The organism is Collinsella sp. TM10-22, assembly GCF_003466125.1.
Classification (GTDB): Bacteria; Actinomycetota; Coriobacteriia; order Coriobacteriales; family Coriobacteriaceae; genus Collinsella.
On the sequence record NZ_QSOC01000002.1, the window covers coordinates 1 to 15173 of the forward strand.

11 protein-coding genes are annotated in these 15173 nt (G+C 55.6%); 2 read left to right on the forward strand and 9 right to left on the reverse strand.

Going from position 1 to position 15173, the window contains the following annotated elements; genetic code table 11:
* From DXD94_RS02025 to DXD94_RS02060, 8 genes are all read right to left on the reverse strand, one after another.
* On the reverse strand, positions 1-1024 hold a 1024-nt coding region (locus DXD94_RS02025; RefSeq protein WP_304485478.1), incomplete at its 3' end, for a glycoside hydrolase family 25 protein.
* A gap of 263 nt (positions 1025-1287) precedes the next feature.
* Positions 1288-2178, reverse strand: a complete 891-nt coding sequence (locus DXD94_RS02030) for a hypothetical protein (RefSeq protein WP_117763079.1) — start codon at positions 2176-2178, stop codon at positions 1288-1290.
* A gap of 26 nt (positions 2179-2204) precedes the next feature.
* Entirely contained in the window at positions 2205-3497 is a 1293-nt protein-coding gene (locus tag DXD94_RS02035; protein WP_117763080.1) for an N-acetylmuramoyl-L-alanine amidase family protein, read from the reverse strand.
* A gap of 431 nt (positions 3498-3928) precedes the next feature.
* Positions 3929-6415, reverse strand: a complete 2487-nt coding sequence (locus DXD94_RS02040) for a glycosyltransferase (protein WP_117763081.1) — start codon at positions 6413-6415, stop codon at positions 3929-3931.
* Entirely contained in the window at positions 6416-7483 is a 1068-nt protein-coding gene (locus DXD94_RS02045; RefSeq protein WP_117763082.1) for a glycosyltransferase, read from the reverse strand.
* Positions 7484-7495: 12 nt separating this feature from the next.
* On the reverse strand, positions 7496-8614 hold the full coding sequence (locus tag DXD94_RS02050) for a glycosyltransferase family 2 protein (protein ID WP_158564773.1): 1119 nt from the start codon (positions 8612-8614) through the stop codon (positions 7496-7498).
* A gap of 74 nt (positions 8615-8688) precedes the next feature.
* Positions 8689-9729, reverse strand: coding sequence for a glycosyltransferase family 2 protein (locus tag DXD94_RS02055; RefSeq protein WP_117763084.1), 1041 nt, complete (start codon positions 9727-9729; stop codon positions 8689-8691).
* Between the two features lie 6 nt (positions 9730-9735).
* Positions 9736-10839 carry a glycosyltransferase gene (locus DXD94_RS02060; RefSeq protein WP_117763085.1) on the reverse strand — a complete coding sequence of 368 codons (1104 nt, stop codon included), beginning with the start codon at positions 10837-10839 and terminating at the stop codon, positions 9736-9738.
* Positions 10840-10951: 112 nt separating this feature from the next.
* On the opposite strand from DXD94_RS02060, the gene DXD94_RS02065 reads away from it, so the two are divergent.
* The gene (locus tag DXD94_RS02065) at positions 10952-12082 is read left to right on the forward strand and encodes an acyltransferase family protein (RefSeq protein ID WP_117735623.1); all 1131 of its coding nucleotides are present in this window, start codon (positions 10952-10954) and stop codon (positions 12080-12082) included.
* 170 nt (positions 12083-12252) lie between these two features.
* The gene (locus tag DXD94_RS02070; protein WP_117735622.1) at positions 12253-13272 is read left to right on the forward strand and encodes a glycosyltransferase; all 1020 of its coding nucleotides are present in this window, start codon (positions 12253-12255) and stop codon (positions 13270-13272) included.
* A gap of 20 nt (positions 13273-13292) precedes the next feature.
* Here the strand turns inward: DXD94_RS02070 and DXD94_RS02075 are convergent, their stop codons facing one another.
* On the reverse strand, positions 13293-15092 hold the full coding sequence (locus tag DXD94_RS02075) for an AAA family ATPase (RefSeq protein ID WP_158564774.1): 1800 nt from the start codon (positions 15090-15092) through the stop codon (positions 13293-13295).
* Positions 15093-15173 lie beyond the last annotated feature (81 nt).

Below are 15173 nucleotides of genomic sequence, written 5' to 3' on the forward strand. Positions count from 1 at the left end.
AGCTGCCGCCGTCGCGGACCCAGCCGAGCGCCATGGCGCCGGACGAACGGAAATAGTATACAGAGCCGTTGCACTTGTGCAGTCCGGTCACCATGGCGCCGTCCGCATCGGGATCGAGCCAGTACCAGGTGCCACCCTGGCACAACCATCCGGTATACGCCGCCCCGTCAGAAGTTGCGTAATACCAGGTACCCTCTTTTAACTGCCAATAATAGAGAGAAACATCGACATACGCATAGTTCATATCGACGTCGCCGTTGATACCAGAGACCTTTCCATTGCTCTTGTACTGCCAAAAACTGTAATTACCAGTATAGTCACATTGCGAGTTATATTGAGCAATCCAATGATCCCAAGAGCTGCTCTTAAATACAGAGTCAGTCAAAATGTTGTTAAACCAATTTAAATTTGCATAAATTCCAGGCTCATATCCTGCGGCAGAAATCCTATTACAAAAAACCTGCGCCCTCGATGCAATTCCGGTTTGACGTCCATTTGCAATTATCGAGTTATCCTCAAGATCGTAATACACCGGCAATCTTGGATTATGCCCAGAAAGGCAATTGATCACCATTGACGCCTCATCAGCTGCCTGCTGATTATCAAAAGCATATGAATAGATATAGACGCCGTAGGGGATTCCGAGTCGCTCGCACTCAGAAATATTTCGATTAAATTGATAGTCAACTCGACCGCCCCAAGATGGAGCGCCAAATCCAACACGCAGAATAGCGAAATCGATACCAGAAGCCTTAACAGCATTCCAGTCAATACGTCCTTGATGCTCACTGACATCGATGCCCTGCGCCGTAGCCCCATCGGGAAGAATGTCCATGGACAATAAGGCTATTCCATCTTCTTCGGAAGAAGCATCCTCTGCGACCAATTGTCCATCCTCATAACGCCAGGAATTCTCAACTAGGGACCGCGCAGCTTCCGCGTTCGAGGGAAAAACAAACACAGAAATGGGCGCAAGGACCATCAGCACCAACAATGCCGAAAATAACTTAAGATGTTTGCTCATGTAAACCTCGTCATTCGTTCTTGTTTGCGTCTAGCTTACAGCATGGCTGTGAAAGATTCCCGAACATCCAACTGGACAAGACGCCATCTAGAACAATAAATAGTTGGGCGTAATGCTGCAAAGAAAATAAGAACTTGCCGCAGGGTTGAACCCGAAGGCTCATTGCCCCCTCTCTTACCCCCAAGAATACCGACTTCAAATAAACTTTCAAACCAGATGTCAAAAAGGTAGGGGACCCAGAGAGTCCCCTACAAATCGGAATTCTAACGGATCAGTATTACTTTCGATGGGCCCAAAGCAGTCAAACCGGAGATGCGATTTCCATAACCATCACTATGCCAGAACAAATTTTCGCTCGGCGAATTGCCCCAGAAAAAGCCAATGTGGCTATCGTCCGCATATGGGTTGTAAGGATTGAAGAACACAATGTCCCCCTTACGAGCCAAACCGCTACGTAACAACTCATCAATAGAGTTGAAATAAGTCACGTTTGCGCACGTATCGATAGCGTAGCCGTACCAACGATAAGCGTTAACGCAGCCGCCCCTTCCGGGACCACCACTCCAAGGGGAATGGCTCTGCTCGGCGGCAATTGGAGCTAAATTCCCGCCCGCTTTCATATATGCATGCGATACAAATCCGCCGCAGTTCATACCGGTATACCCGTCCCAACGAGGATCACCCTTTGGATACATGCATGTTTCTTGGCTAAGATGCGTATCATAGCGTGTTCCACGGTAATAGCCATCGTTCTCGTGGCTCATAAGCCAATTGACCAGGCTGGACCTATTAACCCCTAAAACAGAACCAGACGTATTCAACCATGCACCACTTGCATTGAAGTAATAGTCAACGCCATCGATTTTCAGCCACCCGTTAGCAAACATGGCACCCGAAGGCTGGAGCCAGTACCACGTACCGCCGTCATTAAGCCATCCAGTTTTCATCTTGAATGTGGAAGGGTCCATCCAATACCACGCACCGTTGACATATTGCCAACCAGACTTAAGGACACCATTGGAAGATCCGTAGTACCAAGTATTGCCACTTTCGCCAGAAGCGTCTTTCGACAAAATCCAACCAGACGCCACGTTAATGGCACCATTCGCATCCGCATAGAAAACCGAGTCTCCAATATGAATGATACCCGGCAACGAAGACGAGTCGACGCAGCCCGATGCTACAGGGACCCGTCGGGTGCAATAGGCAATGGATCATTCAACGCACCAGAAGAATCCGCCCATGACATCCCGTCGCTCAAGTTGATCCAACACGAAGAAGCCATCGCACCGGAGTCAAAAGAATAATAGCGCGTGTCGCCTACCGTATATTCACCAGTGCGCATTGCGCCGGATACGTCATCAAGGTAATACCAGGCGCTTCCGGACTTTATCCATCGTCCTCGTTGAATAGCTCCGCTTGATGCGGCGTAATACCAAGTACCATCAGCAAGTGCCCAGCCTGTTGCCATGGCACCTGAGCTCGTAAGGAAATAGGTGGACGAGCCCACTTGCACAAAGCCCGTGAGCATAATATGGCTTCCTGGATCCAGGTAATACCAAGAATTCCCTAGAAGTAACCAACCTCCATGCAGTAAGCCGTTGGAGTCAGCGTAATACCAGTTGTTGTCAATAAGTGCCCACTGGGAGGATAGCATGGCCCCTGAACTGTTAAAGATATAAGAGGTGCCATTGCATTCATTCAGCCCGGTGGCCATAGAACCATCTGCAGGATCAAGCCAGTACCAACGACCCCCATCCGAGAGCCAACCCTTCACCAGGGCGCCAGAGCCGGAGAAATAGTGCCAAACGGAAGCATCAAGATGCCATCCGATAAGCATCGCGCCAGAAGAAGAGAATCCATACGTGGCTCCCCCGATCTGTAGCATCGAGTCGTGGACCATCTTGCCTTCATCATCCAGCCAATACCAGTTGCTGCCATCTGAAAGCCAGCCTTTTACCATGGCGCCAGAACCGGAGAAATAACGCCAAGCAGAAGTGGAGCCCGTAGAATCTAGGTACCAGCCGACACGCATTGCGCCCGAAGAGGAGAAGGCATACGTCGCACCCCCAACTTGAACCAACCCATCCTGAGCCATTCGACCTTCGTCGTCGAACCAGTACCAGCTACCGTTTATATGTCTCCAAGAAGAAACAGCGATCGTTCCGTCGGACAAGCCCCAACGCCAAAAACCAGCCCCTTCTTCGGGTGATATCCACCCCTGATGCCAAACAATTTGATTCGAAACCTCAGAAGGGGTCTCATTATCCACCTGAGAGTTCTGCTCGACAGCGAAGGTCGAATCGCGCTGAGCATCAATGGCTGACTCAACAGAAGCAATAGCAACGTTAGATGCGGAACCTTCGTCAGTGTTATTCGAATCAAGGGCGTATAACATCGAGGGCGAACTCAAAAGGAGCCCCAAAGAAATAAGGCCGGAAAAGACCAGCACCCCGAATGAGCATTTCTTCATAGCAGCACGGTATCCAATCACGCAGCGACCCCGTCACCTCAGGGCAACGGGGTCTCAATCAAAACTAACTCAGTAATGTGCTAGCCAATTTGCTGGCAGTTTTTTCTCGAAGGTTTTCCATACGGTATCCTCTTCCGATTTGAGGCTCTCTTAAGTTATTCTCAGACTAACAATTCAGTTTTTCAACCGAAAATCTATAAAAGGTGTCTTTGCAGCTGCAATTTAAATATGAGCCACCACACCTCAACCGTTAGGCAAAATAGCTTCTGAGCCAAACTGGGCACATAAGCGAACCAATTTAATACGGCCACCTGTAAAAATCCTGACACACGTTTTCGATATGACAAGAGCCGCTTGAACGAGGAGTACTTGAGCCCCTCCGCTCTTGCAGCTCTTGAGGATACTTTGCCGGATCTTGGAATTACTTCGCTCTAAAGCAAGAAGTACTCACTGTCGGAGGATAGGTTCGGTCCGAGCCACGGATCGCCCGTCAAGAAGAACTCCGGCCAGCGTTGCATGAACAGGGCTTGCTCGCGTTTCCAACGGCGCAGCTTTTCTTCGTTAGCCTCTTCCCTGCCGCGCGAGGTGAACTCGTAGTGGTACAGCTCGGCATAGGGCGTAAAGATGGTGCGGTAGCCCGCCTCCCATACGCGCAGGCAAAAGTCTGCGTCGTTAAAGCCGACGGCGAATTCCTCGTTGTAACCCCCAACCTGCTCGAATACGTCGCGTCGGACCATCTGGCAGGCACCCGTTACGGCGCTAAAGTTGCCCGGGCGCACAGCACGGGCAAGATAGCCCTCGCGCTTTGCCGAGAAGTCCTGGTTGGCATGGGCAAGTGCGCCACGCACGCCGACCAAAATGCCAGCGTGCTGCACCAGATGGTCGGCAAAATAGAGCTTGGCACCCACCACGCCTGCATCGGGACGCTGCAGATAGCCCATCATCTCTTCGATAAAATCGGGGCTTATGACCTCGGTATCGTTGTTCAGCAGCAGCAGGTAATCACCCTTGGCATGCTCCACGCCAAAGTTGATGATCTGGGAGTAATTGAACTCGCCCGGCCAACACACAACGCGCGCGATGTCCTTGCCTTCGGATGCTGCAGCCACGCGCTCTGGCAGGGTTTCGTAATACGCAAACGTCTCCGGGGCTTCGCTGTTGTTCTCCACCAAGACGATCTCGTAATTGGCATACGTTGCCTTCTGGGCGATCGACATCACACAGGCATCGAGCGTCTCAACGTGGTCCTTGGTGGGAATCACAATGCTCACCAGCGGCGCAGGCTCCGGCAGCGCATAGCGCATGCGGTAAACAAACGGCGTCTCGGTCTCTTCGACCGCTCCGCGAACGCCCAGCGCGTTAAAGTGGCGCTGGAGCGCAAGGCGCCCGGCTTCAATAGCATACGGCTTGCTATCGGCAGAGCCATCGGCGGTCGATCCCGGATGAACGCGCCAGTGATACAGCACATGCGCAACATGCTCAAACCGCGCGGCGGCTGCAAGGCAGCGAAGCGTCAGGTCGTAATCCTGGGCGCCCGCGACGTCTTCCGGCGACATGCCAACACGATCAATGAGAGCCTTCTCCACCATCAGGAAATGCGTCACGCAGTTATGGCTATAGAGCAGGTCGACGTTGAGCCGCGTCTTAAAGACCGGCTGGCCCCACTCCCCCGTTTTCTGGAACATGTCTTCGTCACAGAACAGGACCTGGGGGCGCTCGCCCTCGGCAGTCTTGTTCAGCGCGGAAACATAGTGGAATAACGCGTCCGGTTCCAGAATGTCGTCATGGTCCAAGAACGCGACGTAGTCGCCCATCGCCTGCTCAATACCTGCGTTGGTGTTGACCACAATGCCGCCGTTGCCGGGCAGCCCAATGCGACGAACGCGCTCGTCGTTGGCACTTGCCGCAAGATTGGCCACCGCATCCCATTCGGGCGAGGCGTCCATGAACAGCAATTCCCAGTTGTCATAGCTCTGGGCTAGCACCGAGTCCAGCAGCTCGGGCAGGTAAACCCGATCAGTCTTGTAACACGGCACCACAATGCTCACGAGCGGCCTATAGGCAAAGGCCGCCGAAGCGACACGCTGGCACGCCAAATCGCCCGGCTTTGCGCGATGCTGCTCAAACCAACGTCGATAAGCTGCGTCATCAGCGCGTGCATCCTTCATGCGGTTCCAGCTGTCGTCGACCATGCCGTTGTACAGGCGACCATCCATGGCGCAAAACCCGCTCTGGATCTGCTCTGTGGAATCGCTCACAATCGCGACAAAATCTCGTATATCTTGAGGCATCTCAACGCTCAGATACGTTTTATTGACACGGCATCCATTCTGCTGCGGCACATCGACCTGCGATTCAAACACATGCACGGTAGCATCGATGGCATTCATATGCGTATCGAAGATCTGAAGCTCAGGCGCGCACTGGGAGTCTCCCGCCCAGGTAACCTCATAGCGCCACACCGCGCCGGCGTCTGCCGGCAAATAGCGAATGGCATCGATCTCGTAGCGACCGCAGCATTCGCCACGCTGCGCATCGCGGATTAGCGCGCACAGCGCAGGCTTTGCTTTGTAGTTAACCTTGGATTCCAGCTTGGCCACGCGGCTATCGAGGTGAATGGAGCCCAACCTTTTGCCACCGGATGCAAAAACGACATCCATCGACGAGCCATCCAAAAACGGAAGCACCAAGACGGCGAGCTCGCGCTCGTAATCGGAAACGGAAGGGCAAAGCGCCAGCACACGGCCATGATCAACCGGGAGCACCAGCGACGGCACACAAGAACCGCTCGTCGTCGCATGGGCAAACGCTTGAGAACCCTCCCGCTCAATAAGCGCGGCGACATCCTGACCGGCAAAACGAAGCAGCACAAACAGACGGCCCTGACTGCGGCAAAGTGCCAAACGCTTGATACTCATCTACACTTCTCGCTTTCCCAGGGCGTTCGCTGCCATGCGTTTGCAGGCACCCAGGCGCCCAAACCTCAAGACGTCGTAATCGAACATGAGCTTTTTGCACTCACGGGCATTGGGGGCCTTGCTGGTAAGCGCCGCACGCACCATGGCGGCAACAGACGGGGCACATTGCGCGAACGCAGCATCGCCGCCCACGGCAGAACCGGCAAGCGCCGCGGCAACGGCAGCAAACACCTTGCCACAGTCCGAGCCCAGCAACCTGAGCGCGTCGTAAAGCACCAGATCGCACAGGAAATATGCCAGATCATCGGCGTGCTGTACATCGAGACCGTCGCGCTGCCAGTCAGCCAGCACCGCGGAGTAAATCTTCACATGCTCTAGCAGACGTGTCTCGTCGTCGTAGCGCATGGTGTCCATGAGCGAACCCTTGCGCGCCACGCGGTAGTCATACAGCTTGTTCGAGATAAGCGCGGTCTTATGCGAACGACCGTACACGACAAAATCGAAGACCTGGTCCTCGCCATACTTGACGGTTTCGTCGAACACGATTCCGTTGCCCAGCAAAAACTCACGCTTGCAGGCGGTACGCCATGCAAAGGGGCGAGATGCTTCCTTAAACAGCAGGTCAGAGCTATAGCCTTCAAACGACACATCGCGCGGGCTCAGCACATAGTTAAGCCACGGATACCCCGCCTCCAGCGGATACGGATTCGCGCCAAAGGTCAAAACGTCGCAGTCCTCGCGCTCAAAGGCATCGACGATCACGCGGCATGCATCGGGCGTAAAGCGATCGTCGGAATCCAAAAACGCAACGATAGGCGCCGTGGACGCGGTGATGCCTGCATTACGCGCACTCGACAGGCCCCCGTTTGGCTTATCGACCAGCGTAAAGCGCACATCCTTTTCGCAATAGGCAGCCGCAATATCGCGCGAGTCGTCCGGCGAGCCATCGTTAACCAGCACGCCCTCCCAATCGGGCATATCCTGCGCAAGCAGAGAGTCCAAGCACCAGGCCAGGCACTCCTCCACCTTATAGATGGGAACGACAACGGAAATCTTGGGGGTAGCCATAATCACTCGCTCCTACTGTGCGGCGGGAACGTCATCAGGGTGCGGGTTGTCGCCGTAGGTGCGCTGATACGTCAGCACGCGCCACACCAGCGGCAGGCCGCCAATCTTAAAGTAATGCTTAAACGTATTGAGCTTGCCCGGCTTCTTAAAGTCAAAGCGCGAATCGATATAGGCGCGGGGCGACTTGACCATCAGGCGCAAGTCGGTCTCGCCACGTGGATCAAACAGCGACAGGTCAAAGCGACCGGCATCCCAATCGGCCTTGAGATCGGAAGATGCCTTCTTCCAAAACTGCTCACGCAGTTCATCGACCAGACGCTCATCATTCCAACGGTACGTATCGACCTTCATGCGCATTAAAATGCCCTGGAGCTGAGCCTTGAGCTCGGGGCGCTCGTCCAAAAAACGTTGCATCTCGGCATATTCGTCGCACACGCAAAACACCTTGTTGGGCGAATTAACGGAGCTCTTCTCGTTATCCTGGCGATAGCACAAAATGGGGTCCGCAATAAACGCGGCACGCTCGGCGCAAGCCCAAACCTTAAAGTTAAAGCCTGCGTCCTGATACGAGGCGCCCGGCGTGGGAAGGAACCGAATCTGATTGTCGTTGAGGAACTCGCGCCGATAGATAGCCGACCAAATGGAAGGTTTGCGGTAGAAGATGCCCGGGCGATCGACGGGACGATACGCGGCGCCCGTCATATGCTCGTCGATAATCCCAAACAGCTCACGGAGCTCGCTGGGCGTGGACCAATATAGGTAAAAGTCGCCCTTTACCACATCGGCATGCTCAGCATCGGCCTTGGCGACCAGCTTTTGGAGCGAATCCTCAAACATAAAGTCATCGGACTCAAGGATGCCCACGTACTCACCGCGTGCCATCTCCAGGCCGCGGTTCATCGAGTCACCGTAGCCGCTGTTGGCCTTGTCGATCATCTTTACACGGGAGTCGCGCTCCATGTACTCGCGGATGATATCTGGCGAGCTATCGGTTGAGCCGTCGTTGATACAGATGATCTCGATGTCCTTGAGCGTCTGCGCCACGGCGGAATCGAGGCACTCGCGCAGGTAGCATTCGACATTGCAAATGGGGACGAGCAGCGAAACTTTAGGGGTATCAGAGTTCTGCAAGAGAACCTCCTGTTGAATAGCGTGTAACAGGGTTATTTTAGCAGCCGGGTTGCGGCGGGCGACAGCGCTTGGAATTAGATAAAGCGCTCCAGGCAGGCTTTGAGACCGCGAGTCGAAAGATAGAACAGCGTTGCGTCTGCCATCGAAACGCCCGCGGTCGCCGCAACGAGCTTGTGGGCAAGACGGCGAACGGCGCCCTTAGCAGGCATATCCGCCCACTCCGTTCCCAAAAAAGTCGTGAGGTCCATGTTGACGCGAGCCGCCACGCGATGGAAGTCATCGGCATCCAAGCGCGCCAGGTCGAACACAATGAGGTCCAAGAACCAGGTGATCAGCTCGCCGGGGCACAGGTCCAAAAGACCGTAGGCCGCCCAGTCCTCCAGGACCTCCTCGAGCATCCTCATGTGGGCGTCAAGCTTTTTGGCGCGAGCCTCGGCACTGTTGAACTCGTGCGTCGCCGATTCGCTCTCCATCACGTAGTGGTAGAACTTGTCCGGCATGACGACGGTCTTGCGGGCAAGCGCATAAGCCGCAAATTGGAAGACGACGTCCTCGCCCAAAGCCAAACCGGGGGCGAAGCGAATGCCTTCGCGATTGAGCAGCTCGCGCGAAAAAGCCGCACGGCAGGCATAGGGCTGAGCATTCGAATGGAACAGCAGTTGGGGATCACGGGCGCCGAAGGTACCAGCTTTGGGGCTCATGAGTTGCCGGACGCGTTTGGGGGCAGCATCGGCAGGTTCACAGACGCCGCCAAAAACGGCGGCCTCGGCATCTGCAGACTCCATGGCATGCAGCACGCGCTCGACCGTCTGGGCATCGATGTAATCGTCGGCGTCCACAAAAAAGAGGGTCTCGCCCTCGGCGGCATCGATACCGGCATTTCGAGCACACGAGACGCCCACGTTTTCCTGGTCAATCACCAGTACGCGATCGTCGGCCTGCGCGATCTGGCGCAACACGTCCAACGAATCATCAGTCGAACCGTCGTTGACGCAGACAACCTGAATCGAGCGCTCGGACTGAGCCAACAGCGAATCGAGGCATCGTTGAATGGAGCGCGCAGAGTTGTAAACGGGGACGACAATGGTAGCTTTAGGACACGAGGCCTCTCCCATGCCAACCTACCCCCTCAGCGATTCGATGAGGAAGGCGGCGACCACGCCTGGGCCTCCAACCGAGGCGTAATACTTAGCACGCCCCAAGGCACCATCCGTCGCAAAACTCGGATGCTCGTCAACCCAGCCCTCAGGATCTTTGAGGATAGCAGCGAGATTCGCGCGTTTCCACGGCTTGAGGTCGTCAAGCGAAAAGTCCCCCGCGTCCAAGGCCGCCTGAAATTCCTTAGCCATCTGCACCAGGAACTCCTTATAGAACTTAGGCGCCAAGCGCACGTAGTTCCACATATACGAATCGTACTTAATGAGCTGATTGAACTTGAGCATGCGCGCGACGTCATCACTTGCGTGGTCACGGGCATAATCCTCTCGAATCCAACGCTCAATCTCGGCATACTCGGTATTGACGCAAAAGACCTTAGCCGAAGAATTGACCGAGGAATTCTCGTTGTCCTGGCGATACGACAACACGGCATCATGCAGGTAAACAGCTTTATCGGCACACGCGATCACCTTAAAGGCGAATGACGTATCCTGAAAGGATGCCCCCGGAGTCGGCAGGAACGTAATGCCGTTGCGCTCAAGAAAATCACGACGGTACACGGCCGACCAAATCGACGGCTTTTGCTTAAAGAACTGCGTTGTATCGCTCGGGTGCACCGGCTTGCCACAGTCCTTGGCTTTAAACATCTCGTGCAGCGAACGGCGCTCCTCGGGCTTAGACCAGTAGAAATTAAAGTTCGCCTTCGCAAAGTCGGCATTATTGGTATCGGCGGCCGAGACAAGCTTTTCGAGTGCGTCGGGCGCCATAAAGTCATCGGACTCCAAGATGCCAACGTACTTGCCACGCGCCATCTCCAGACCGTGGTTCATCGAGTCGCCGTAGCCGCTGTTGGCCTTGTCGATCATCTTGACGCGCTCATCGCGCTCCATATACTCGCGGATAATCGCCGGCGAGTTGTCGGTCGACCCGTCGTTGATGCAGATGATCTCAATATCCTTGAGCGTCTGCGCCAAGGCGGAATCGAGACACTCGCGCAGGTAGCGCTGAACATTGTAAATGGGAATAAGCAGCGACAGAACAGGGCTGCCAGAGGCGTTAGTAGACAAATGTGCTCCTTAGGAAATACCTGTCGTTTCATGGTATCAAAGGGTCAGCGCGCCAGCGGGCGTTTATATAATCTATGGAGCTCGCAGAGGCAAACCAATACGAAAGGACGTCATGCAGCCCAAAGCCGCACGCAACATATCCATCGAAGCGCTGCGCTTGGTAGCGGTCGCTGGCATCGCGGTATTCCACACGTTTCAGTGGACCTTCCAGGCCGTCTGCATCAGCGTGCCGGAATATGCACCGCTCGCCGCCTTCCCCTATTCGGGACTGCTGGGGTTCATTAACTTGCTTGGCTGCTGGGCCAACGAGGTCTTCTTTATGATCTCGGGCTATTTTCTCATCGCTTCGGCCGCGCGTGCTTGGGACGGTGGAGCAACGTGGAAGTCGCAAATGCAACGGACGGCGCAGCGCCTTGGCAAGGTCATTATGCCCACTGCGTTTTATTGCCTCGTGGCGCTCGCGTGGTCCACGGTCGTCTCACCCATTCCTGATGTAGCCCTCAACACGCACAACTGGTATACCCTGGGACTCGAGTTCATTTGGGTCTATGCCGCCACGGTCTTCATGGCGCCATGGTTTGGACTAGCAAGGAGTCGACTCCCCCGGAAGAGCTACACGGCGACGGTCATCGCCGTTGGCATCCTCGCATTTGTTGTTAACGGGTATTTAGCCGCTATGAGTGCGACAAGCGCCGGCGAGTTTTCTTGGCTCCAAAAGTTCATGAGCGCCGTCACGTACGTAGTCGCGTTTTTGATCGGCGGACTGCTCCGCGACGTTACCGATGTCATGGATTCGGACAGGGTGGGCGCCTTGGGCATGCGCTCGCTCGTAACGGTTTTGGTGCTCACCATCATCCTGGAAGGAGCACTCTCCTTCACCGACAACCTCACAGCGATGACAATCCTCTCCTACAAATCGACCTCGCTGATCTCGTTTGCCCTCGCTGCCGCCTGCCTGCTCTTTGCGGCAACCCGACGCAGTGCCTCAGGCAATCCGCGGACTGCAGGTGTCATCGTCACCTTATCGACCGCCACGCTTGGTTTCTATGTGATGCAGTCACTCACCAGTAGCCTGTGGCGTCCCGTCTTCAATACGTTGCTCGCAAACATACTGGTCAGCCAAAACAGCCCGGTAGCTATATACATCTTCACGGGTACCGTCATTAGCATCGTCTTTGCTCTGGCACTTCTCATCATCGATGCAGCCAGAAGCTTTATCGCTCGCAAGCTCAAGCGGCAATAGACACGCTGCCGTCAGACGCTAAAGCCGCTACAGCCGTGGCAGGTTCCTGCGTTTTATTCAAAGCTTGCCGTCAAGGTGCGCCGAGCCTTTACAATAGGACAGTCCCAAGGACGTATTCGATAGCTTCCGTGCAGCGCATGCGCGCCGCACGTGAAAGGATATATTGCCCCATGCCTTCAACCCTTCCCGCCCCCATCGACAAGCTCGCCATCGTCGTCGTTACGTACAAGCGCCAGGAACTCCTGGCCAACTTGTTCGACTCCATGACCGAGCTCACAGCAACGCCCTGGCGCATCGTGATTGTCGATAACGAAAATTCGCGCGAGACCGAGGCCATGTGCACCGCATTCAACGAGCGCCTGGCTAACCTGTGGGGCATCGACACCGAGCAGCCCGACGCGCAGGGCGGCACCGACCGTGTCATCTACGCCCCGCAGCTCGAAAACGGCGGCGGTGCGGGCGGCTTCTCCGCCGGCACTAAATGCGCCTACGACCTGGGCGCCCAGTGGTTCTGGGTGATGGATGACGACGTGCTCGTCATCCCCGAAGGCATCGAGCGCTTGGCCAGGTGGACCGACCGCTACGATGTTATCCAGGGTTCGCGCTTGGACTTTGACGGCGGCGCCTTCTTTTGGCAGTACCAACTCATCCTTTCGCTCGGCATTCCCAATCCCATCGCCAAGTGGGATCTGGGCCCTGAGGGCTACCGCGCCATGAACCAACTGTGCTTTGAGGGCGGCATGTTCTCGCGCCGCGTGGTCGACAAGATTGGCCTGCCCGACGCGCGCTTCTTTATCTACGGCGACGATGCCTGCTACGGCTACGTAGCCAGCCAGCACTTCCCCGCCGCCGTTGTTGCCGACGTGGTGCTCAAGCGTGCCCGCGCTGTCTCTAACTGGGACATCGCCGGTAAGCGCCAACTCAACTCCACGAGCGACACCAATCGCTACTACATCATGCGCAACCGCGGTTATCTGGCCCGCTACATGCAGATCTATGGCGACTATCACCCCATGCTGTTCCGTCTGGGCAACGCCGCGACCTTCTGCAAGGAGTTCATTCGTCTGGCCGCCGTTGACAAGTGCTTTAAGACCGGTATTCCGGCGCTGCGCCGTGGCATGAAGGACGCCCGCAAGATCGTCAAGGACCCCAACTGGAAGCCCATGCCGCCCCTAAAGGACGCGGAGTAGTAAAGGGCTTTCGCCATCCCCTATAACCGCTGGCACACCACGGACACACGCTGCCCGTCAAAGCCAAAGCCCCAGCGAATGCGACCAACGCCGGGTCGCGGCACGCGGATATCATCGATGCCGTTGCGCTCGATTTCGAGCAGCGCCTGAACCGCCAACAGTTCCAGGCCCAGGGCATCGACGCCAGGGTCGTACATCATGTTGATCGAAATGAGCGGTCGCTCATCGAGCATGCCGAGCGTGTCGGCCACGTCAAACACCCGACCGGTGGGAATCACCTGGATATCCCAGCGATCCGAGACGCCACTTCGCTTGGAGCTGGGATTGCAATAGCCGGGCAGCCCAAAGCAGAGCCCCTGCAGCGCCAGATGATAGGCTGTCGGCATATCTGATTGGCCCACATCGATGCCTAGATCGCCGATAGCACAGCTCAAAGCCTGCTTTACAGCGTCCTCGTCTCCTCGACATAGCCCGTCATGGAACGAGTCGATAACTCCAACGTCCTCAACGGCGCACTCAAACCATTCCAGAATAACAAGACGGAGCGCCTGACCCACTTCGCTGTTAGGCAGACGCAAGGAGCGAAGGCACGCGCCGTCCTCCGAATGCCCTGTCATGTCCGTCGTAAGGAATCCAGACAGATACAGCGCAGTCCAGATATCTTCGGGCTTGGCGGCATCGGCCTCCTCGGCATGCACATGCACCGGCGCCTCAATAAACCCATGCGGCTCAAGTAATTCGAACAATGCGGACAGGCGCATAAGATTCCAGTCCCAGACACATGCGGTCAGACGGTCGGCGTAACCATACAGATCTGCCCGAACGGGCGCGACGCAACCGCGATGCGCGTAGTCCACCACACGCTCCGGGATCGAGCAATAAAAACCACCAAACAGATAGCCCTCGAGCCACTCAAGCGCGTCATCCAGACAGTCGTTGCGACCGATGCGATCCAACAGCACTTGGACTTCGTCGTCCGAAAAACCGAACCATCGATCACACCAACTCGACAACGGTGTCGCCGACCGATAGGAAACCCCACGTTGGGACAACGCAAACTCGGCAGGACCGGGGCGTTCGCCCATCAGACACGTCAATCGCAACGAGTCGCCGGCGTCGGCAATGGTGTCGAACAACATTCGGCTGAGCGACTCTAGGGAATCCACGCTACCATCGTCCTTAGCGTCCAAACGCTTTGGACATACCGCGTCGTAGTCGTCTATCAGGAAAACAACCTGCTCATCGAAAGCTGTCCGAAGCAGCTTAACAAGCACGCCAAGCGCCACATAGATCTCCTTATCGCTGGCCACTCCACGCGCCGTCCTCTCGATAAGACGAACCTCACGTCTTGACAGATCAGGCGCGACAAGCAGCGGCAGCAATCGGGCGCACTCGCGCACGACAGCGCCGCGAATAGCTGCCGCAGCACCAGCGCCATGCCTCGAAGCGGCAGCTGTAAAGTCGAGCATAATGACCGGATAACACGCGTACTCATCACGATAGCGAGCACCGCCCGCCTGCCAAATCTGGGTGCCGACGAACGGACTTCGATCCGGCCGCCGGTGATCAAGTCGTTCTAAATAGCACTTGAGCATCGATAGATTCATGCTCTTGCCAAAACCCTTGGGTCTGCAGCAAAGCGCAACAGGTGCTTCGCTGTCCAATATATCGGCAATAAACATAGTCTTATCGACGAGTAAACACCGATTGATTGCATCGGAAAAGTTGTGTGCATCAACCGGTAGAGCTGCGTTATCCGCATGATTGAGCAACCGTGCACCAAACGCATGAACAACACCATAATTCGCCTGTTCAGACACCGTAAACTCTCCCTCTAACGCAGCACGATGCCCATTGTAACGAGCGGATAGAGCGCAACAATATCGACATGCAAACGTTTC

What these genes read in the sequence shown, in the direction of transcription:
- DXD94_RS02055 (WP_117763084.1), bottom strand. Translation starts at nt 9,729, where the DNA reads ATGGGAGAGGCCTCGTGTCCTAAAGCTACCATTGTCGTCCCCGTTTAC.
- DXD94_RS02070 (WP_117735622.1), top strand. Translation starts at nt 12,253, where the DNA reads ATGCCTTCAACCCTTCCCGCCCCCATCGACAAGCTCGCCATCGTCGTC.
- DXD94_RS02065 (WP_117735623.1), top strand. Translation starts at nt 10,952, where the DNA reads ATGCAGCCCAAAGCCGCACGCAACATATCCATCGAAGCGCTGCGCTTG.
- DXD94_RS02045 (WP_117763082.1), bottom strand. Translation starts at nt 7,483, where the DNA reads ATGGCTACCCCCAAGATTTCCGTTGTCGTTCCCATCTATAAGGTGGAG.
- DXD94_RS02040 (WP_117763081.1), bottom strand. Translation starts at nt 6,415, where the DNA reads ATGAGTATCAAGCGTTTGGCACTTTGCCGCAGTCAGGGCCGTCTGTTT.
- DXD94_RS02035 (WP_117763080.1), bottom strand. Translation starts at nt 3,497, where the DNA reads ATGAAGAAATGCTCATTCGGGGTGCTGGTCTTTTCCGGCCTTATTTCT.